Source organism: Sphaerotilus hippei (assembly GCF_003201595.1).
GTDB lineage: Bacteria > Pseudomonadota > Gammaproteobacteria > Burkholderiales > Burkholderiaceae_C > Sphaerotilus > Sphaerotilus hippei.
This window is the reverse complement of sequence record NZ_QJJS01000003.1, coordinates 224,749-245,151: the sequence shown is the minus strand read 5'-3', so window position 1 is coordinate 245,151 and position 20,403 is coordinate 224,749. Positions and strand designations below refer to the sequence as shown.

Sequence of the window (20,403 nt, the reverse complement as noted above, 5' to 3'; positions counted from 1 at the left end):
CCATGCGACACAAGCGTTCCACGCCGAACCGCCAGTTCCGCGTCGCCGATCAGATCCAGCGCGACGTGGCCGAGCTCATCCGTGAGCTGAAGGATCCGCGCGTGGGCATGGTCACGCTCAATTCCGTCAACGTCACGCCCGACTACGCCCACGCCACGATCCACTTCTCGGTGCTGGTCGGCGAGCCGGTCGAGTGCGAGATCGGACTGAACGAGGCCGCGGGTTTCCTGCGCAACAGCCTGTTCAAGCGCCTGCAGATCCACACCGTGCCGACGCTGCATTTCCGCTTCGACAAGACCACCGAAAAGGCGCTGGAACTCTCCGCGCTGATCTCCCGGGCCAACGCCACGCGTGCGCTCGATTCCGACGAATAGCCGCATTCATCCATGAGCCTAGTCGAGCTTTCCGGCGCCCCTGTCGTGACCGACACGGAGCCGACCGCCCAGGACACGCCCCGCAGCGCTCGCCGCGGCGAGGCGCGTGCGCCGCGCGTGCGCATCGTGCGCCGTGCGCTGCACGGGGTGCTGCTGCTGGACAAGCCGATCGGGCTGTCCAGCAACGATGCGCTGCAGAAGGCCAAGTGGCTGCTGCGCGCCGAGAAGGCCGGTCACACCGGCACGCTCGACCCGCTCGCCACCGGCCTGCTGCCGCTGTGCTTCGGCGCGGCGACCAAGTTTTCCCAGGTCAGCCTGGAGGCCGACAAGGGTTATCGCGCGACGCTGCGGCTGGGCCAGCGCACGGCCAGCGCCGATGCGGAGACCCCGGTCACCGAAGAGCGTCCGGTCACCTGCACCCGGGCCGACATCGAGCGGGTCTGCGCGGCCTACACCGGCCCGATCGACCAGATGCCGCCGATGCATTCGGCCCTGAAGCACCAGGGCAAGGCGCTCTACGAGTACGCCCGTGCCGGCCAGACCATCGAACGGGTCGCCCGCCGCGTCACCCTGCACACGATCGACATCGTCTCCTGGCAGGATGAGCGCCTGGTGATCGACGTGCACTGCAGCAAGGGAACCTACATCCGCACCCTGGCCGATGACATCGGCCAGGCGCTCGGCTGTGGCGCCCACCTGTCGGCGCTGCGGCGCATCTGCAGCGGCCCGCTGACGCTGGCCGGCTCGACCACGCTCGCGGCCCTCGAGGCCATGAGCGAGGAGCAGCGTGCCGCGCTGCTGCTGCCGGTCGACGTGCTGCTGGCCGACTGGCCCACCGTGTCCCTGCGCGCCGACGAGGCCGCGCGTTTCCTGTCCGGCATGCGCCGTCTTGTCTCGTTGCCCGATGCCGCACATGTGCGCGTGTATGGCCCGGATGAGCGCACCTTTCTGGGCAGTGCCCACATCGAGGCCGGCGAGCTGATCGCCGACCGCCTCCTCAGTCCACCGGAAGTGCAGGCCATGGCGCCCGCCTGAGTCGACGTCAAGGTCGCCTCCTTCCATCACGTATCGCCATTCCCGAGCCCGAGCCACAAGCCCATGAGCACGCAAATCCGTAACATCGCCATCATCGCCCACGTCGACCATGGCAAGACCACCATGGTCGACCAGCTGCTGCGCCAGTCCGGCACCTTCGCCGACCACGAGAAGGTCGTCGACACCGTGATGGACAACAACGCCATCGAACGCGAGCGCGGCATCACCATCCTGGCCAAGAACTGCGCCGTGAGCTGGGAAGGCACGCACATCAACATCGTCGACACCCCGGGACACGCGGACTTCGGCGGTGAAGTCGAGCGCGCGCTGTCGATGGTCGACGGCGTGGTGCTGCTGATCGACGCGCAGGAAGGTCCGATGCCGCAGACGCGCTTCGTGACCAAGAAGGCGCTGGCCCTGGGCCTGAAGCCCATCGTCGTGGTCAACAAGGTCGACAAGCCGGGCGCCAAGCCCGACGCCGTGATCAACGCCGCCTTCGACCTGTTCGACAAGCTGGGCGCCACCGACGAGCAGCTCGACTTCCCCGTGGTCTACGCCTCGGGCATCAACGGCTGGACCTCGCTGGAAGAGGGCACGCCGGGTGAGCAGTGGGGCCCCGACATGTCGGCCCTGTTCAACACGGTGCTCAAGCACGTGCCGGCCCAGTCCGGTGACGCGGCCGCCCCGCTGCAGCTGCAGATCTCGGCGCTGGACTTCTCGACCTTCGTCGGCCGCATCGGCGTGGGCCGCATCAGCCAGGGCACGGCCCGGCCGGGCCAGGACGTGGTCGTGATGGAAGGCCCCGAGGGCAAGGCCGTCAAGGGCCGCATCAACCAGGTGCTGACCTTCCACGGTCTGGACCGCGTGCAGGTGACCGAAGCCGGTCCGGGCAACATCGTGCTGATCAACGGCATCGAGGACGTCAACATCGGCGTGACCGTGACCGACCCGATCAACCCCCAGCCGCTGCCGATGCTGAAGGTGGACGAGCCCACGCTGACGATGAACTTCTGCGTCAACAACTCGCCGCTGGCCGGTCGTGAAGGCAAGTTCGTCACCAGCCGCCAGATCTGGGATCGCCTGCAGAAGGAACTGCAGCACAACGTCGCGCTGCGCGTGAAGGAAACCGACGAAGACGGCATCTTCGAGGTCTGCGGCCGGGGCGAACTGCACCTGACCATCCTGCTGGAGAACATGCGCCGCGAAGGCTACGAGCTGGCCGTCTCCAAGCCCCGCGTGATGTTCAAGGACGTCAACGGCGAGAAGCAGGAGCCGATGGAGCTGGTGACCGCCGACGTGGAAGAAACCCACCAGGGCGGCGTGATGCAGGCGCTGGGCCTGCGCAAGGGCGAGATGCTGAACATGGAGCCGGACGGCCATGGCCGCGTGCGCCTGGAATACCGCATCCCGGCCCGTGGCCTGATCGGTTTCTCCAACGAGTTCATGAACCTGACGCGTGGCTCGGGCCTGATCTCGTCGATCTTCGACGGCTACGAAGCGCACAAGGGCGACATCGGCGGCCGCAAGAACGGCGTGCTGATCTCGATGGACGACGGTGAGATCTTCACCTACGCGCTGGGCAAGCTCGACGACCGCGGCCGCATGTTCGTCAAGCCGAACGACCCGGTCTACGAAGGCATGATCGTGGGCATCCACAGCCGCGACAACGACCTGGTGGTCAACGCCACGCGCACCAAGCAGCTGACCAACTTCCGCGTGTCGGGCAAGGAAGACGCGATCAAGATCACGCCGCCGATCGACCTGACGCTGGAATACGGCGTGGACTTCATCGATGACGACGAGCTGGTCGAGATCACGCCCAAGTCGATCCGCGTGCGCAAGCGCCACCTGAGCGAACACGACCGCAAGCGCGCTTCGCGTTCCGGCGCCTGAGCCGTCGCCCACCCGCCTTCGGGCGGGCGCTGACGCTCCAGCAAGGCGGCCCGCGGGCCGCCTTTTCCGTTTTCACTGAACCCTCGATGAGACTCAACCGGTCATGACACATCGTCAAGCGGTGGCCACGATGCTGCTGGTCACCTTGCTCTGGAGCATTGCCGGCGTGGTGACACGACACCTCGAATCGGCGCAGACCTTCGAGGTCACCTTCTGGCGCAGCGCGGTGACCGCCCTGGTGCTGGGCGGCTGGATGATCGCCCGCCAGGGCTGGCGCGGCCTGCTGGGGGCGATCCGCGCCGGCGGGCGCACGCTGTGGCTGTCGGCGCTGTGCTGGAGCGTGATGTTCACCTCCTTCATGGTGGCGCTGACGCTGACCACGGTGGCCAACGTGCTGATCACGATGTCGCTGGCCCCGCTGTTCACCGCGCTGATCGCCCGCGTCACGCTCGGCCACCGGCTGCCGCTGCGCACCTGGCTGGCCATCGCGGTCGCCGGGGGCGGCATCGCGTGGATGTACGGCTCGCAGGTCGGGGCGGGCACCGGGCGTGACCTGATCGGCACGCTGGTGGCGCTGAGCGTGCCCGTGGCCGGGGCGACGATGTGGACGCTGCTGCAGCACAACGCCCGCCAGCACCCCGAGACCCGCAGCGACATGACCCCGGCCGTGCTGCTGGGGGCGCTGGTCTCGACGGCGGTGACGCTGCCGCTGTCGCTGCCGTTCGCCGCGTCGGCCCACGACATCGGCCTGCTCGGCATGCTGGGGGTCGTGCAGCTGGCCGTGCCCTGCCTGCTGGCGGTGGCCGCCGGGCGGGTGCTCAAGGCCCCCGAGGCCTCGCTGCTGGGCCTGCTGGAGATCCTGTTCGGCGTGGTGCTGACCTGGCTGGGCACCAGCGAATCGCCGACGGTCGAGGTCGTGGGCGGAGGCTCGCTGGTGCTGCTCGCGCTGGCAGGCAACGAGGCCTGGGCGCTGTGGAGCGGCAGCACCCGAGCGGGCGCATCCGCAGTCACGTCAATGAAAGTCTCCTGAAGCGTCGGCACAATCGTCCTCCGGATCCATCACGAGGACGACAGATGAACAGCGAACAGGTGAACGGCCCCCGTCTGGTGTCGAACGGGCAGGTCCAGGCCGAGGTGAACGGCCGGCTGGGCGTGATCACGCTGCACCGCGCCGGCTCGCTCAACGCGCTGTCGCTGGAGATGGTGCGTGACCTCACGAGCTGCCTGCTGCACTGGCAGGCCGACGAGCGGGTGCTGGCGGTGCTGCTGCGAGGGGCCGGGCGCGAGGGCAAGCCGCCGGCCTTCTGCGCCGGCGGGGACATCCGCTTCTTCCACCAGGCCGCGCTCGCCGGGGACCCGCGGCTGGAGGACTTCTTCACCGAGGAGTACGCCCTCGACCACCTGGTGCACACCTACCCCAAGCCGACCCTCGCGCTGATGGACGGCATCTGCATGGGCGGGGGCATGGGGCTGGCCCAGGGCTGCAGCCTGCGGGTGGTCACCGAACACAGCCGGCTGGCGATGCCCGAGACCCAGATCGGCCTGTTTCCCGACGTGGGCGGGGGCTGGTTCCTGGCCCGCTGCCCCGGGCATGTGGGCGAGTACCTGGCGCTGACCGGCGAGACGCTGGGCGCGGCCGACGCCATCACCTTCGGACTGGCCGACCTGTGCCACGCCAGCGCGACGCTGCCCACGCTGGTGGCGCGGCTGGCAGACCCCACGCTCATCGACGCGGTGGCGCTGCTCGAGCGGGCCCGGGGCAGCGGCATTCCCGCCAGCCTCGAGAAGCTGGCCCTGCAGCGCGAGGCCATCGACAGCCATTTCAGCCGGGCGACGCTGGTCGACATCCTGGCCTCGCTGTCGGCCGACGCCAGCCCCTGGGCCCAGCACACGCTGGCCCAGCTGAACAAGCGTTCACCGCTGATGATGGCCGTCAGCCTGGAGCTGGTCCGGCGGGCCCGCCACCTGACGCTGGCCCAGGACCTGCGCATGGAGCGTGACCTGGTGCGGCGCTGCTTCCACCTGCGCCCAGGCACGGCCAGCGAGACGGTCGAGGGCATCCGCGCACTGGTCATCGACAAGGACCACCAGCCGCGCTGGAACCCGACCCATGTCGCCGACGTCACGCCCGAGATGGTGGCGGCCCATTTCACCAGCCCGTGGCCGGCGCACGTGCATCCGCTGCGCAGCCTGGAGTGAACGGGCCGTTCAGGCCGGACGGTGGTCGACGGCCTGCATCGCCGCCGACCAGGCGACGCTCATGCGCTCGAGCAGCTCGCCATCGGCGAACGGCCGCCCCGAGGCCACGGCACGTGCGCCCTTCAGGATGAAGGTCTTGGCCAGCGTGGCGACCTCTTGGAAGCCGTCGGCGGCCTGATGCAGCGGCCCGGTCTGGGCGCCCTCCAGCCAGCGCAGGTGATGGGCGGCCAGCTCGGCCGCCGAGCCCAGCTGCCGGGTCGCGGCGAAGGCCCAGGCGTGGTAGTGCGCCAGTCCGCGCTGCTGCAGCCCGGGCAGGTCGTGCTGGTAGCGCCGCGCGAAACGCTCGACCGGGTTGTCGGCCGGGCGCCGGCGCAGCGCCCTCGGCAGCAGGCCGCGGGCCAGCTGCCGCAGCGCCGGCCCCTCGTGCTCGACCCGCTGGCGCAGATCGATGATCTCGGCGAAGAAGGGCATCAGCGGGGCGGGGGCGTCCGGGCCGAGCGCGAAGGTCCGCCGGAAGTCCTCGCCTTCGAGCTGGTGGTAGCCGGCGTTGTGGAAGTAGCCCAGGCGCTCGCCGGCCTCGTCGAGCGCATTGAGCACGACGGTGGTCTTGGTGTGCTGGCGGCGGTAGTCGGTGCCGGCGGTGTCGGGCAGCCACCAGGCATCGGCCTCGGTGGCGATCAGCCGGCCCGCGCCGAGGTGCTCGCGCGCATGCTCGATCAGCGGACGCCAGACGGTCAGCTCCTGCACGTCGATGCCGTAGAGCAGGAACAGGTCGTCGTGCGAAGGTTTGTAGAAGGTCCACTGGTCACCGAGGAAGTCGATCCCCAGCGTGAAGCCCAGGCAGGCGGCCGGCTCGTGGCCCAGCGCACCGAGCAGGCCGATCCACAGGTCGGCATAACAGTTCTTCTCCACCCAGACACGTTCGCTGCGGTGCAGCTCGTGAGGCGGCCGGCCCTCGCCGTCGAGGCCGGGGATCACGCACAGCGGCGCGGCCGCCGCCGGTGCGGGGGAGCAGGGCAGGGACAGGTCGCTCATGCCGGCCTCACCCCCACAGCTGGGCGCGCACCTCGGCGGGCCAGGTCTTCGGGTCCAGGCCGTGGTGCTTGAGCAGCGCCAGCGTCACCCGCTCCAGCCCGAAGCCCAGGCAGGCCGTGCTGGCCATCTGCTGGTCGGCGCTGCGGATGCCGAAGGCCGAGCTGAAGTGATCCTGGTGCCAGTTGAAGGAGCAGATCGCCGTCGGTTTCTCCTGCGAGATGACCGGGCAGAGGATCTCGAACTTCAGGCGCTGGTCCTTCTGGCTGGCGGCCATGAAACGCCCGCCGCGGCCGAAGAACGGATCGCTGGCGACGTCGCTGGCCACCGGCAGGCCCAGGCTCCCGAGCAGCGCCAGGCCACGGTCGAGCCACTGGTTGCGCCAGGCGACCACCTCGTCGGGCGTGCCCACCCGGATGAACTCGCGCATGCGGAAGGACTGCAGCCGGGTCGGCTCGTCCGAGGGCTCGTGGCGGTAGACCCAGTTGAGCACCGTCACCAGCCGACCGCCCTGCGGCAGCAGCCCGGAGAACATCGGGTAGACCGGATAGCAGGCCGCCGGGGTCAGCATGACCTCGGTGATGTCGAGCAGATCCTCCCAGCGCTCGCCGGCATGGATGCGCCGCGAGATCTCCTTGGCGACGGCCTCGTCGCCGCAGAAGCTGTGCACCGAGCCGGAGAGTTGCGGGAAGTTGTCCATGTAGCCGACCTTCTCGATCAGCGTGCGCGGCACGATGGGCGGGAAGGTGAACCACTGCGCGCCGTCGTCGGCCGCCGTGCGGCTGACGAGGTCGTTGAAGCGGTTGAGGATGTCCTCGAACACCGCGCTGCGGCCGTAGCCGCCGCGGATGCCGGTGGGCACGATCAGGCCGTGCTCGACCAGCGACTGGTAGAAGGTCTCGATGTCGAAGGTCCGGGGCGCGTCGTTCATGGGCAGGGGTGTCCTCGCAGGTCGTTGGGGGCGGTGTCGATCGGGGCGATGCGGCGCGGGTGCCGGATCACTCGTCCTTGAGCACCATCAGCAGCGCCGCGCTCTTGCCGCGGATGCGCTCGTTGGCGATCATCAGCGCCGCGCTCAGCGCGTCGCGGTAGTGGCGACCCAGCGCCAGCGGGCTGTCGTTCTTGAACGCCGGCAGGCCGATGATCTGCAGCGCCTGATGCACCAGCTGCGGGGCCTGCTCCGAGCAGGCCACCTTGAGGTGGTTCATCTTCAGCGCCCAGCCCATCTTGAGCAGCTCCGAGCGTGCCCCCCGGGCCTCGATCGCGTCGAACTCGTCGGCCACCGCCTGCCAGTTGTGGCGCATGGACTGCAGGGCCTGCATCGCGGTGGCCAGCGGCCGCGCGGTGGCCGGCACCTCGCCGGGGTTCTTGCGGGCGGCCGCCCGCACGCAACCGGCGGCCTTGGACAGCGCGTCGGTGGCGATGCCCGTCCACAGGGCCGACCAGAGGATGTGCGAGTACGGCACCATGCTCTGCGAGGCGCTGTCGGCGAAGCTGCCGGGCAGGATCTGCACGTCCGAGGCGCTGGACTCGAGCCGGAAGCCGGGGCTGCAGGTGCCGCGCATGCCCAGCGTGTCCCAGGTGGTGGTCTGGGTCAGGCTGTAGTCGCCGGGGGTGACGAGCACCAGCACCTGGTCGCTCGCCGGGGCGTCGGCGTCGCGGCGGCAGGTCACCAGGATGGCGTCGGCGTGGGCGCAGTAGGAGCCGGTGGTGGCCTCCTTGTTCAGCGTGAAGCGCTGGCCGTCGCGCTCGACCGCGCAGAGGCTGGAGCGGGTGTCGCCGAAGGTGCCGACCTCCGAGGTGATCGAGGCCAGCAGGTACTGCTGCTGCACCAGTTCGCGCAGGTAGGTGTCGAAGAACGGCGCACCGATACCGTGGCGGACCAGGCAGGCCAGCTGGCTGTAGTGCATGGCCAGCACCATGCCGCTGGAGCCGCAGGCCCCGGCGATGATCGCGCACAGCTGCCCGAGCTGACGCATCGTGCAGCCCGGGCCGCCGTGGCTGGCCGGCACCGCGGCCGACAGCAGGCCGTGGCGCCGGAACGCCTCCACGCTTTCCTGCGGAAAGCGCGCACGGGCGTCGACGTCGGCTGCGTGGGGCGCGCAGATGTCGGCGGCGATGCGGCGGGCCGATTCAAGGATCAGCTGGAAATCGTGGGGGCGGCTGTGGGTGTCCATGCGGGCGATCGCTCGTGCAAAGGGGGTGACGGGGCGGCATGCAGAACATGCAATGACACTTCCTTCGGCAGTTGAAGCGAGCAATGAAGGCCTGAAAATGCGGTGCGGACACCGAATCGGTCCAAGTTGACGAGACAATCGACTGCTGAAGTAACGCTTTGTAATAATAACGGCAGAGCCGGAACCAAACTCCTGTCCAGATCAACCCGATGCAACGTTTTCGACCACTGTGGCCACGTGCCACCGTCCGGCCCCGAGCGCCCGCGACTGCCGGTGTGCCGCGCCGTCAGCTGCTGCTGCCCGTGCTGCGCACCGGCGTGGATCTGGCCGGAGTGGCCGACATTGCCCAGGCCTTGGGGGGAAATCGCGAACGTTACCTGCGCCGGGTCTACACGCCGCAGGAGATCGACTATGCCCTGAGCACACCGGATGTCGATCTGCAGGCGGCCCGGCTGGCCGCCCGTTTCGCGGCCAAGGAGGCGGCGATCAAGGCGCTCGGGCTCACCCATCTGGGGGTGTCCTGGACCTCCATCGAGGTGGTCAGGGATGCGCTCGGACAGCCGATATTGACTCTGCATGACAACGCGCAGCAGCGTGCGCGTGCGCTGGGCGTGTACAGCTGCTCGCTCAGCCTCAGTCACGACGGCCCGTTCGCGCTGGCCTGCGTGACACTGCTGTGTTGCCCCGATCCTTCCCATTCCCTTTTCAAGAGCACGACACGATGACCCAGGTCCAGGACCACACCCCGATCGACGCCGACATCCGCGAGGTGCTCAAGGCCCACGCGCGCCTGAGCGTGGACGCGCTCGAGCTCGACGCCGACGCCGATCTCTACCAGGCCGGCATGAGCTCGCACGCGAGCGTCAACGTGATGCTGGCCCTCGAGGGCCGTTTTGACCTCGAGTTCCCGGACAGCATGCTCAACCGGGCGGTGTTCGCCAGCATCGCCGCCATCCGTGGCGCCGTGCTCGAACTGCAGGCGGCCTGACGGATCTGCGGGTGAGCGAGCCATCGGCGCTGCGGGCGCCTTCCCTGATGCCGGGCTCGGTCGACGAGCACGGCGAGCCTTCGCCCTGGCGCCTGATCGCCTCGGCGCCCGGGCAGTGGGCCGGCCCGGACGAGCTGCCGGCCACCGGCTGGCAGGCCGTCGATCGCCTGGGCACGGTGGCGGCCATGCTGCGCGGGCTGGCCCCGGCCGGCGCCGACTGGAGCGTGGTCGCGCAGCGCATGACGGCGGCCCCTGTGGCCGGCGCGGCGCTGGGCAATGCGCTGGACGCCGCCGACTGGTGGATGGCGCTCGACCTGTTCCTGCGGGCCGACGAGCTCGCGGGGGCCGGGGGGGCGCGGCTCGAGCTCGACGGCCTGGCCACGCTGGCCGAGGTCTGGCTCGACGGGCGGCGACTGCTCGACAGCCGCAACATGTTCGTCGCCCACGCCGTGCCGCTGGACGGGCTGACCCCGGGTCGGCATCGGCTGGTGATCGTCGCCCGTTCGCTGGACGCGGCGCTGCAGCAGCGCCGGCCGCGGCCGCGCTGGCGTGCCCCGATGATCGAGCACCAGCAGCTGCGCTGGTGGCGCACGAGCGTGCTCGGGCGCACGCCCGGCTGGTCACCCCCGGCCGCGCCGGTCGGCGCCTGGCGGGACGTGCGGCTGGTGCTGCCGGGCGCCTCGCCCGGCTGGCAGGTCGGCCCGGCCCGGCTGCAGGCCTGGCTGGACGGTGCCGAAGGTCGGCTGGACATCGAGGTGCCGCTGCAGGCCGGCGGCGCGGACCTGCGTGCCGCTCCGCCCCCGGTGGTGGAGCTGCTGCTGACGCGCGAGCGCCACACCCTCGTCGAGGAGGATCCGGTGGCCCGCGTGCTGCTGCAACCCGAGGCGGGCCGCGCGTGCTGGCGCACCCGGCTGCGGCTGCCGGTGGTCGATCCGTGGTGGCCTCACACCCACGGCGAGCCGGCGCTCTACCGGGCGACGCTGCGACTCGACGACGGCATGCAGGTCACGTTCACCGACCTGGGCTGCATCGGTTTCCGCCGCGTGGAGGTGGACACCGACGGCGGCGATTTCCGCGTGCGCATCAACGGGCAGCCGGTCTTCTGCCGCGGCGCCTGCTGGACGCCGCTCGATGTCGTCGGCCTGCGGGCCACGCCCGACCAGCATGAGGCGGCGGTGGCGCAGGTCTGCGCCACCGGCATGAACATGGTGCGGGTGGCCGGCACGATGGTCTACGAGGAGGCGTCCTTCCACGCCGCCTGCGACCGGGCCGGGCTGATGGTCTGGCAGGAGTTCATGTTCGCGAACATGGATTTCCCGCACGACGACGAGGCCTGGCGGCGCAGCGTCGAGACCGAGGCGCGCCAGCAGCTGGGCCACTGGCAGTCCCACCCCTGCGTGGTGCTGGTCTGCGGCAATTCGGAGGTCGGCCAGCAGGCGGCGATGTGGGGTGCGCCCCGCGCCGACTGGGAGCCCGCGCTGTTCCACGAGACCCTGCCGGCGCTGGTCGGCGAGGTGCTGCCCGGCACGCCGTACTGGCCCTCGAGCGCCCATGGCGGCGCCTTTCCCCACGCCCCCGATTCGGGCACGACCAGCGCCTACGCGGTCGGGGCCTACCTGCGTCCGCTGGAGGATGCTCGCCGGCTGGCGCCCCGTTTTGCCACCGAGTGCCTGGCATTCGCCAACGTGCCGCCGGCGGCGACGCTGTCGCGCCTGCGCGGGGGCACCGGGGTGCGCGTGACCCATCCCGCCTGGAAGGAAGGCTCACCCCGCGACCTGGGCGCCGGCTGGGACTTCGACGACGTGCGGGACCATTACCTCGAGCTGCTGTCGGGCGAGTCGGCCCGCACGCTGCGCTACAGCGACCACGACCGCTACCTGATGCTGTCGCGCATCACGACGGCCGAGGTCATGGCCGCGGCGATGGCCGAATGGCGCCTGCCAGGCAGCGCCTGCCGCGGCGCGCTGGTGTGGTGGCTGCGCGACCTGCGCCCGGGCGCCGGCTGGGGCCTGCTCGATGACCGCGGCCTGCCGAAGTCGGTCTGCCATGCGCTGCGCCGGGTGCTGCAGCCGCAGGCCGTGCTGCTGGCCGACGAAGGCCACAGCGGACTGGTCGCCCATGTGATCAATGAAGGGCCGCAGCCGCTGCAGGCGCGGCTGCGGCTGGACGTCTGGCGCCAGCGCTCGGCGCTCGAGTCGCTGGGCATCGACCTGGAGCTTGCGGCCCATGGTCACGCAGCGATCCCGGTGGCCGCCAGCCTGGACCGCTGGATCGACCTGACCTGGGCCCACCGCTTCGGCCCCCGCGGGCATGAGGCGGTGAGCGCCCGGCTGCTCGGCGCCGACGGCCGGACCCTCTCCGAACACTGGCACTTCCCGGGCGGGCTGCTGCGGCCGGGCCGGGAAGCCGCGCAGCTGCAGGCCGACGCGCAGGCGCTCGGCCATGGCGTGGCCGAGGTGACGCTGCGGGCCGAGACCTTGTGTCCGGCGGTCCATTTCGACGTGCCGGGCTGGGTGGCCGACGACGAATTTTTCCATCTGGCGCCCGGCGAGACGCGTGCGGTGCGGCTGCGCGCGATCGACCTGGCGCCTTCGAAGCGCATCCCGCCGCTGCGGGGCTGTGCGCTGGCGCCCGGCCTGAGCGGCCCTGTCGTCATCAAGGGGGGCACATGACCCACGATCCGGACGTGGTCTGGCAGCACGAAGATCCTTCGGACAGCCTGCTGGACTTCATCCATCCCACGCTCGACGGCCACGATGAAGGCCCGGGCGCGACCCAGCCCGGGCCGGTGTGCCTGGGGCCTCAGGACGGCTTCGGGCAGGAGCGCATCAGCGGCTGGTGGCATCCGTCGGCCCGTGCCGACATCGACGAGCCACCGTTCGGCGTGCTGATCTGCAACGCGCTCGGTCGCGAGGAGGAATGCAGCCACGCCAGCCTGCGCGTGCTGGCCACCCAGCTGGCCGAGGCCGGCATCCCGACGCTGCGCTTCGACTACCCGGGCTGCGGCGATTCGGGTGGGGACGAGTTCGATCCCGACACCCTGGGCCGCTGGGCCCGCAGCGTGCACCGGGCCGCCGACGGGCTGTGCGACCTCGCCGGCACCGAGCGCGTGGTGCTGATGGGCCTGCGTGCCGGCGCGCTGCTGGCGGTGCAGGCGGCGGCGCAACGCGACGACGTGCTGGCGGTCGTCACCTGGATGCCGGTGCTGTCGGGCCGCAACTACCTGCGCGAGCTGCGCCTGCTGGCCGCGGCCGGGGACGCCGGCCTGGCCGATCCGTCGGCCAGCTCGCATTTCGAGGCAGGCGGGCTGCTGCTGTCGGCCGATGCCGCCACCTTGCTGTCGCGCACCGATCTGCGGCGCGAGCGCGACACCAAGGTCGGTCACTGGCTGGTGCTCGAGCGCAACGACCTCGACGATCCGCAGGGCGTCGGCGCCTGGGCCGACTCGCTGCGGCAGGCCGGGGTCCAGGTCGACCACCTGCGCCTGCCCGGTTACGTGGAGATGATGCAGGACCCGCACCAGAGCCAGTTCCCGGCGCTGTGGAGCCGGGCCAGCGTGCAGTGGCTGCAGCGCCTGTCGATCCTGTGCTGCACCGCGCGCGAGCGCAGCCGGAAGGCTGGCCGCACGCCCCCCCGCGACCCGGCGCGGCGTGTGCCTCCGATGGCGGCCGACCTGTCGCTGACCCGCGAGGCCCAGCCCGTCATCATGGGCGAGGTCATCGAGCGGGCGGTGCGACTGCAGTACGGTGCCCACGTGCTGTTTGGTGTCGTCAGCGAACCGTTTGACCACCCGGTGGTCGACTCACGACCGAAGGACTGGGCCGCGATGCACAAGGCGCACCAGCCCCAGGCGGTGCTGCTGCTCAACGCCGGGGCCACCCGCCACACCGGGCCGTCGCGCCTGAACGTGCTGCTGGCGCGGCGGCTGGCCCGCCAGGGCCACACGGTGCTGCGCATCGACCTGGCCGGGCTGGGCGAGAGCGCGCCCTTGCCCGGCTCGCCCCAGCAGGTGGTCTACATGGCACGGGCCTCCGAGCAGATCCGCTCGGCGGTCGATTTCCTGCGCCAGCGCACCGGCGGGCATCGGGTCGAGCTGGTCGGCCTGTGCTCCGGCGCCTACCACGCGCTGCTGTCGGGCTGGACCCATGCGGTCGTGCATCCGCGCGGGGCCTCGCTGCCCGCGGTCAGCGGCGTGCTGGCGATCAACCCGCTGGTGTTCCGCGATGCCCACCGCTGGCAGCCGGGCAGCGGCCTGTCGGACCACCAGGCCGCCGGCGAGATGCAGCGCTACCGCAGCCTCTGGCGGTCCGGAGCGCTGTGGCGACGCCTGCTGCAGGGTGAGGTCAACCTGCTCAATCCGCTGCGGGTGCTGGGCCGCCAGATGGGCCAGGCCACCGGCGGCCTGCTGCGCGACGCCGGGCGCCGCGTCGGGCTGACCTCCTCGCGTGACCTGGGGCGCCGGCTCGAGGCGATCGCCACCGCCCACATCCGGCTGCGCTTCGTCTTCTCGGTCGGCGACCCGGGCGAGGCCCTGCTGCGCGCGCAGGCCGGCTCGCGGGTGCGTGCGCTCGAGCGGCTCGGCCGGCTCGAGATCCAGCACATCACCGACGCCGACCACACCTTCACCCGCCGCGAGCGGCGTGAACAGCTGGTCGCGGTGGTGCAGAGCTGGCTGCAGCGGACGGGATAATCGGCGGGTGAACGATCTCAACGATTCCCCTGTGCCGACGGCCGCGTCCGTCACCCCGGCGGCGGCCGGCCCGTCCCCGTGGCGCCTGTCCGTGGCGCCGATGCTCGACTGGACCGATCGGAACTGCCGGGTCTTCCACCGCCTGCTGACCCGCCACACCCGGCTCTACACCGAGATGGTGACCACCGGCGCGCTGCTGCATGGCGACCAGGGGCGCCACCTCGATTTCGACGCGGTCGAGCACCCCGTGGCGCTGCAGCTGGGCGGCAGCGAGCCAGCCGACCTGGCCGCCTGCGCGCGCCTGGCGCAGCGCTGGGGCTACGACGAGGTCAACCTCAACTGCGGCTGCCCGAGCGAGCGGGTGCAGAAGGGCGCGTTCGGCGCCTGCCTGATGGCCGAGCCGGCACTGGTGGCCGACGGCGTCAAGGCCATGCGCGACGCGGTCGACCTGCCGGTGACGGTCAAGCACCGCATCGGCATCGACCGGGAGGAGCGCTACGACTTCGTGCGCGACTTCGTCGGCACGGTGGCCGAGGCCGGCTGCGAGGTCTTCATCGTGCATGCCCGCAACGCCTGGCTCCAGGGCCTGAGCCCGAAGGAGAACCGCGACATCCCGCCGCTGCGCCACGAGCTGGTCCATCGGCTCAAGCGGGATTTCCCGCAGCTCACCATCGTGCTCAACGGCGGCATCCGCGGCGATGACGAGATCGCGCTGCATCTGCAGCATGTCGACGGGGTGATGGTCGGTCGACAGGCCTACCACGAGCCCTGGCAGATGGCGGCCTGGGATGGGCGTTTCTTCGGCGTGCCGGGCCCCGCGATCGATCGCGAGCAGGTCCAGGCCGCCTGGGTGCAGCACCTCGAGGCGGTGCACCGCACCGGGCGCCCGTGGCCCACGGCCATGCGCCATGCGCTGGGGTTGTGGAACGGCGTGCGCGGCGCGCGGGCCTGGCGCCAGTTCTGGTCCGACCACCGCCACCGCGAGCGCTCGCCGATCGAGCTGGCCGCCGAGTTCGAGGCATTGCGCCTGGCGCGGACCGGCACCGCCGAGGCCGCTTGATCCCGCCTGAGCCCGCCTGAGCCCGACCCCGCGACGTGCCCCGTTCAGCGCCGCGGCCAGGTGGCCAGCACGATGCCCAGCATCGCCAGGCCGAAGGCCATGGCCTGCGCTGCCGAGAAGCGCTCGCCCAGCAGCAGCACGCCGACCAGCGCCGCCGACACCGGCAGCAGCACGGTGAACACCCCCGCCCGGGCCGCCGGCACCTGGCGCAGCCCGGTCATCCACAGCCAGACGGTGATCATGCTGGCCGCCAGCGCGTAGAACACCAGCAGCGTCCAGGTGGGCAGCGGCACGGCCGGGAAATCGAAGCTCACGGCCTGCCAGAGCGCCAGCGGCGCGACCAGCGCCAGCCCCCACAGATTGACCAGCGAGCTGATGCGCCGCGGGCCGAGCTTGCCGGTGAGCCGCTTGCCGATCACGACATAACTGGCCTCGCAGAACACCGCGCCGATCAGCAGCAGGTTGCCCAGCAGCGCCTGACGGGCCTCGGCGGGCGCGAGCACCTCGGCCCCCGGCTGGTGGCGGCTCCAGGACACCAGCGCGATGCCGGCCACGGCGCAGCCGATGCCCGCCAGCACACGCCCCTCCAGCCGCTCGCCCAGCACCAGCCGTGACAGCAGCGCCACCGCGCCGGGCAGCGCCGCCATGATCACGCCAGCGGCCAGCGCGGTGCTCATCTGCACGCCGTAGAGCATGCAGATCGAGAACAGGAAGTTGCCCAGGAAGCTCTCGAGGAACACCAGGGCGTGGTCGCCGCGGCCCAGCGCGGCCTCGTCGGCAGGCCGACGGACCCAGCCGGCCATCGCCACCGCGGCGATCAGGAAACGCAGCCCCGCCAGCAGGAAGACCGGGAACACGCCCACCAGCAGCTTGGACAGGCCCACATAACTGCCCACCAGCGCCATGCTCCCCCCGAGGCAGAGGTAGGCGAGCCACGGCGTCATGTGAACATCGGAGAATCGAGTGTTGTGCAATGTGAAGATGAACCCGGGGATCGATGGATGAATGGTAGTCGTTTCGGCATGCTCGGCGCGGCCACGCCGGTGCCGGATCTGCAGGCGCAGCCGGCCGCACGCGCCACGCCGGCATGGCTCGCTCATCGCCTGAGCCACCCGCCGCTGCTGGCCGCGCTGATCGTGCTGGGCTGGCTCGCCGTGGCGCTGGGGGTCAACTCGGCCCAGTACGGTGACCACTTCGAGCAGTTCACCTGGGCCCAGCAGGTGCAGTGGGGCTATGCCAAGCACCCGCCGCTGCCGACCTGGCTGCTCGCCGGGCTGATCACGCTGTTCGGCCTGCAGCCGGCCTGGCCCTCGGTGCTGGGCGCGACCTGCGTGGCCTTGACGCTGCTGCTGACCTGGCGGGTCGGCGTGCGCCTGCTGGGTCCGGAGCGGGCGGCCCTGGCGGTGCTGCTGTGCGGCCTGCAGCAGGGCTTTGCCAGCAAGGCGCAGCTGTTCAACCACAACTCGGTGCTGATCCTGACGGTGGCGCTGGTGGCCTGGCTCGCCCTGCGAGCCTGTGACGAGACCCGGCCCAGGGCCGTGCTGGCGCGGTGGGTGCTGGTCGGCCTGGCGGCCGGGGCGGCGATGCTGTCGAAGTACCAGGCGGCGCTGCCGCTGGCCGGGGTGCTCGTGGCCGTGGGCCTGAGCGGCGCATGGCGTTCAGCCCCCCAGCGGCGGGGCGCGCTGCTGGCGGTGGGCCTGTGCCTGCTGAGCTTCGCGCCCCATGTGCTGTGGGTGGCGCACCACCAGTGGACGACGCTGACCTACGCGACCCAGTCCGGGGTGGTGCTGAGCTTCGGGCAGCGGGTGGGCAGCGTGCTGCAGTTCCTCGTGCTGCAGCTGCGCATGATGGCTCCCGCGCTGCTGCTCCTGCTGATCATGGCGCTGTGGTGGCGGCGGCAGCCCGTGGCGGGGGCCACGCCGCTGGCGCCGGCGGACCGGCCGGCGCTGCTGCGCGCCTGGTTGATCGGCCTGGTCGGCATGCCGGTGCTGGGGGTGCTGATCACCGCGCTGGTGGGCGGCCTGCGGCTGCAGGACCACTGGGGCATCCAGACTTTCCAGTTCCTGTGCCTGCTGGTGGCCGCACGCTGGCGCTCGCCGGTGTCCGTCCGCTGGGGTCGCTGGGTGGGCGTGGCACTGGGCCTGCACCTGCTGTGGGCACTGAGCTACAGCGCGCCGCTCTGGACGTCACGGGTGCACTCGGACCGCACGCGGGTCGATCAGTTCCATCCGGGGCGCACCATCGCACGCGCCGTCGAGGCCGCCTGGCGTGAGCAGGCCGGTGACTGCCCGCTGCGGCTGGTGCGGGGGCCGGGCTTCGAGGCCGGCCTGGTGTCGATCTACGGTGACCAGCACGCGGCCATCGTCGACGAGGCCCTGGAACACACGCCCTGGCTGGAGGCGCGCACGATGCGCGAGCAGGGCCATGTGCTCGTGCGCCTGGGCTCACCGCCGGCGGCGGATCGCTGGACCGGCGAGGCCGGCGTGCGCGGCGCCATCACCTTCGAGGTGCCCTCCCAGGCCCGTCGGCCGCTGGACACGCTGCACTGGCTCATCGTCATGCCCCAGGGCTGCGAGGCGTGGCCAGCACCCGGCTGAGCGGCTCGACCACGATGCCCCAGTGCGCCAGATCGGCCGGGGTCGCCGCGGCGTTCCAGACCGAGAACTCGGTGCGGCGGGCCTCGCCGATGACGTCATCGGCTGGCGTCCGGGTCGCGGGATGGCACATCAGCAGGTCGCCGTCCTGCGCGGCGGCGCACCAGCGCTGCAGCAGCCTGCGGTAGGTCGCGGCATCGGCATCGAAGCCGTACACCCCCAGCAGGGCCCGGTTGCACGGCCAGCCTTCGTGGTCGGCCCGGCGCTGCAGCGCGCCCGCGCCCAGGGCCGAGATGATGCCGGCCTTGCGCCGCTCGGGCAGGTCGGCCGAGGCCGGCGGCCGCCGGCTGGCACGCAGCCAGGGGCGCTGCCCGGGGTAGCGCCGCTGCAGTTCGTCGAACAGCACCGAACGCACCCGGGGCAGCTGGTGCACATGCTGGTGCCCGTCGACATGGGCCGGTGGCGCCCCCCAGGCATCCTCGAAGCGATCGAGCTGCCGGCGCACCGTCGCGCGCAGCGCGTCGAGCGAGCCCAGGCCCAGGTGGCTGCGCAGGATGACCCGGGGCAGCGGCTCGGCGGCCACGCCGGGCATCGCCTCGGTCAGGTTCAGGTGCAGGCCCACGTCGAGCCGGGCCGGATCGTGCACCGCCCGCAGCGCCGCGGCGCTGTCCGGCCAGGTGCACCCCTGGCTCATCACGCTGATCGCGCTGACGCGACCCTGCCGGGCCAGCACGATCGAGGCCTCGTCGATGCCCTCATGCAGGCCGTAGTCGTCCACGCACACGGCGAGGCGGCGCGCAGGGGCGCCGGAGGGCGTCGAGGCTAGGATGTCGGTCATGGAAAAGACAGGTCAGGGCAAGGCGCAGCTGCTGCGCTTCGTGGTGGTCGGCTGCACGGCGGCGCTGGTGCACTGGGGGGTGGTGAAGCTGGCGGTGGAACAGGCCGGGCTGCGGCCGCTGCTGGCCAACGTGCTGGGCTGGTCGATCGCCTTCGGGGTCTCGTATGGCGGCCACCGGCGCTGGACGTTTTCCGCCACGCGGGGGCAGCGCTCGAGCCGGTCGGCGCTGCCACGTTTCCTGCTGGTCTCGGCCACCGGCTTCCTGCTCAACGAGGCGGCTTATGCCACCGCGCTGCAGTGGCCGGGCGTGCGCTACGACCTGGCACTGGCCGTGGTGCTGGTGCTGGTGGCGGGGTTCACCTTCGTCATGAGCCGCTGGTGGGCGTTCCGGGCGTCGACGTGACCGCGCTGCCCAGGCCCTGGCCCAGGCTGTCGCGCACGACGTAGAGCGGCCGGCGCTTGACCTCCTCGTAGACCCGGGCGAGGTACTCGCCGACGATGCCCAGGCTCACCAGCTGCACGCCGCAGAACAGCATCAGCGAGACCATGATCGTCGTCCAGCCCGACACCTGGCTGCCGAACAGCCGGTAGCTCACGATCAGGTAGAGCCCGTAGAGGAAACCCAGCGCCGCCATCACCATGCCCAGCACGCTCGAAGCCCGCAGCGGCCAGGTGGTGAAGGACGTCATGCCGTTGAGCGACAGGCTGATGAGGTTGTGCAGGTTGTAGCTGCTGCGCCCGGCCGTGCGTGCGGCAGGCATGTAGGGCAGCTCCTCCGAGCGGAAGCCGACCCAGGCGTACATGCCCTTGAGGAAACGGTTGTGCTCGGGCAGGGCCCGCAGCGCCATCACCACCTTGTGGTCCATCAGGCGGAAATCACCGGCATCGGCCGGCACGTGGACCCGCCGGCTGGTGGCATTGAGCAGCCGGTAGAACAGGCGCGTGAACGCACGCTTGTAGAGCGGCTCGTCCGAGCGGTCCTTGCGACGGGCGTAGACCACGTCGATGCCCGCCTGCCAGCGCAGCAGCATCGGCGCGATCAGCTCGGGCTCGTGCTGGAGGTCGGCATCCATCAGCACCACCACGTCGCCGGCGGTGTGGTCCAGGCCCGCGCTCAGCGCCGCCTCCTTGCCGAAGTTGCGCGACAGCAGCAGCGCACGCACCCCCGGCACCCGCTGCGACCAGCGCGTCAGCTCGCGGGCCGTGTCGTCGCGGCTGCCGTCGTCGATCAGCAGGATCTCCCACTGCAGCCCGAGCGCGACCAGGGCGGTGATCAGGCGCGGCAGCAGGCGGTCGAGGTTGGCCGCCTCGTTGTAGCAGGGCACGACCACGCTGATGCTGCGACAGCGACGCGCCTGCTCCTCGTCCAGGGCGGCATGGGAAAAATCCGGATTCGCGGTCACAGGCTTCACGTCGTGGATGGGGGGAACACACATCAACCCTTCGTGTCCGCCACCTTGCGGTCATGCAAAGCGGGACACGAGGCCCCGCATTGGACAACAAATCCACGCTTTGTAAATGAC

Annotated in this window: 18 protein-coding genes; 12 read left to right on the top strand and 6 right to left on the bottom strand. The window is 71.1% G+C overall.

Translation table 11 applies throughout. The annotated features are described in order from the left end of the window. The first annotated feature begins 2 nt into the window (after positions 1 to 2). The 5 genes from rbfA (at position 3) to C7444_RS04830 (ending at position 5,501) form a co-directional block, all read left to right on the top strand. Positions 3 to 374, top strand: coding sequence for a 30S ribosome-binding factor RbfA (rbfA, locus tag C7444_RS04850; protein ID WP_110399701.1), 372 nt, complete (start codon positions 3 to 5; stop codon positions 372 to 374). Positions 375 to 386: 12 nt separating this feature from the next. Further along, positions 387 to 1,409 carry a tRNA pseudouridine(55) synthase TruB gene (gene truB, locus C7444_RS04845; RefSeq protein WP_110399700.1) on the top strand — a complete coding sequence of 341 codons (1,023 nt, stop codon included), beginning with the start codon at positions 387 to 389 and terminating at the stop codon, positions 1,407 to 1,409. Positions 1,410 to 1,472: 63 nt separating this feature from the next. Next, entirely contained in the window at positions 1,473 to 3,302 is a 1,830-nt protein-coding gene (gene typA / locus C7444_RS04840; protein WP_110399699.1) for a translational GTPase TypA, read from the top strand. 103 nt (positions 3,303 to 3,405) lie between these two features. Beyond that, on the top strand, positions 3,406 to 4,332 hold the full coding sequence (locus C7444_RS04835) for a DMT family transporter (protein WP_110399698.1): 927 nt from the start codon (positions 3,406 to 3,408) through the stop codon (positions 4,330 to 4,332). Positions 4,333 to 4,376: 44 nt separating this feature from the next. Continuing rightward, positions 4,377 to 5,501, top strand: a complete 1,125-nt coding sequence (locus C7444_RS04830; RefSeq protein WP_110399697.1) for an enoyl-CoA hydratase/isomerase family protein — start codon at positions 4,377 to 4,379, stop codon at positions 5,499 to 5,501. Positions 5,502 to 5,510: 9 nt separating this feature from the next. Here the strand turns inward: C7444_RS04830 and C7444_RS04825 are convergent, their stop codons facing one another. The 3 genes from C7444_RS04825 to C7444_RS04815 form a co-directional block, all read right to left on the bottom strand. After that, the gene (locus tag C7444_RS04825) at positions 5,511 to 6,536 is read right to left on the bottom strand and encodes a DUF1839 family protein (RefSeq protein ID WP_110399696.1); all 1,026 of its coding nucleotides are present in this window, start codon (positions 6,534 to 6,536) and stop codon (positions 5,511 to 5,513) included. Positions 6,537 to 6,543: 7 nt separating this feature from the next. Continuing rightward, positions 6,544 to 7,464: an amino acid--[acyl-carrier-protein] ligase gene (locus tag C7444_RS04820; RefSeq protein ID WP_110399695.1), complete on the bottom strand. Its 921-nt coding sequence runs from the start codon at positions 7,462 to 7,464 to the stop codon at positions 6,544 to 6,546. Positions 7,465 to 7,531: 67 nt separating this feature from the next. After that, positions 7,532 to 8,710 carry an acyl-CoA dehydrogenase family protein gene (locus C7444_RS04815; RefSeq protein WP_110399694.1) on the bottom strand — a complete coding sequence of 393 codons (1,179 nt, stop codon included), beginning with the start codon at positions 8,708 to 8,710 and terminating at the stop codon, positions 7,532 to 7,534. A gap of 209 nt (positions 8,711 to 8,919) precedes the next feature. Here C7444_RS04815 and acpS point away from each other — a divergent pair, with 209 nt between their 5' ends. The 5 genes from acpS (at position 8,920) to dusA (ending at position 15,448) form a co-directional block, all read left to right on the top strand. Next, on the top strand, positions 8,920 to 9,435 hold the full coding sequence (gene acpS / locus C7444_RS04810) for a holo-ACP synthase (RefSeq protein ID WP_110399693.1): 516 nt from the start codon (positions 8,920 to 8,922) through the stop codon (positions 9,433 to 9,435). Continuing rightward, positions 9,432 to 9,698: an acyl carrier protein gene (locus C7444_RS04805; RefSeq protein WP_110399692.1), complete on the top strand. Its 267-nt coding sequence runs from the start codon at positions 9,432 to 9,434 to the stop codon at positions 9,696 to 9,698. The genes acpS and C7444_RS04805 overlap by 4 nt, the downstream gene beginning before the upstream one ends. A gap of 11 nt (positions 9,699 to 9,709) precedes the next feature. Then, positions 9,710 to 12,370: a glycosyl hydrolase 2 galactose-binding domain-containing protein gene (locus C7444_RS04800; RefSeq protein ID WP_110399691.1), complete on the top strand. Its 2,661-nt coding sequence runs from the start codon at positions 9,710 to 9,712 to the stop codon at positions 12,368 to 12,370. Then, positions 12,367 to 14,388, top strand: coding sequence for an alpha/beta hydrolase family protein (locus tag C7444_RS04795; protein ID WP_110399690.1), 2,022 nt, complete (start codon positions 12,367 to 12,369; stop codon positions 14,386 to 14,388). The genes C7444_RS04800 and C7444_RS04795 overlap by 4 nt, the downstream gene beginning before the upstream one ends. A 100-nt stretch (positions 14,389 to 14,488) precedes the next feature. After that, entirely contained in the window at positions 14,489 to 15,448 is a 960-nt protein-coding gene (gene dusA, locus C7444_RS04790) for a tRNA dihydrouridine(20/20a) synthase DusA (protein WP_110399796.1), read from the top strand. A 44-nt stretch (positions 15,449 to 15,492) separates the two neighbouring features. Here the strand turns inward: dusA and C7444_RS04785 are convergent, their stop codons facing one another. Next, on the bottom strand, positions 15,493 to 16,392 hold the full coding sequence (locus C7444_RS04785; protein ID WP_110399689.1) for a DMT family transporter: 900 nt from the start codon (positions 16,390 to 16,392) through the stop codon (positions 15,493 to 15,495). Positions 16,393 to 16,449: 57 nt separating this feature from the next. Between C7444_RS04785 and C7444_RS04780 the strand changes: the two genes are divergently transcribed. Then, positions 16,450 to 18,045 (top strand): glycosyltransferase family 39 protein, encoded by a 1,596-nt coding sequence (locus C7444_RS04780; protein WP_110399688.1) that lies wholly within the window; start codon positions 16,450 to 16,452, stop codon positions 18,043 to 18,045. Here C7444_RS04780 and C7444_RS04775 read toward each other — a convergent pair. After that, complete coding sequence (locus C7444_RS04775; protein ID WP_110399687.1) at positions 18,005 to 18,880, bottom strand: ChbG/HpnK family deacetylase; 876 nt, start codon at positions 18,878 to 18,880, stop codon at positions 18,005 to 18,007. The genes C7444_RS04780 and C7444_RS04775 overlap by 41 nt on opposite strands. On the opposite strand from C7444_RS04775, the gene C7444_RS04770 reads away from it, so the two are divergent. Further along, positions 18,879 to 19,283, top strand: a complete 405-nt coding sequence (locus C7444_RS04770) for a GtrA family protein (RefSeq protein WP_110399686.1) — start codon at positions 18,879 to 18,881, stop codon at positions 19,281 to 19,283. The genes C7444_RS04775 and C7444_RS04770 overlap by 2 nt on opposite strands. Here C7444_RS04770 and C7444_RS04765 read toward each other — a convergent pair. Continuing rightward, the gene (locus tag C7444_RS04765; protein ID WP_245909411.1) at positions 19,246 to 20,292 is read right to left on the bottom strand and encodes a glycosyltransferase family 2 protein; all 1,047 of its coding nucleotides are present in this window, start codon (positions 20,290 to 20,292) and stop codon (positions 19,246 to 19,248) included. The genes C7444_RS04770 and C7444_RS04765 overlap by 38 nt on opposite strands. Positions 20,293 to 20,403 lie beyond the last annotated feature (111 nt).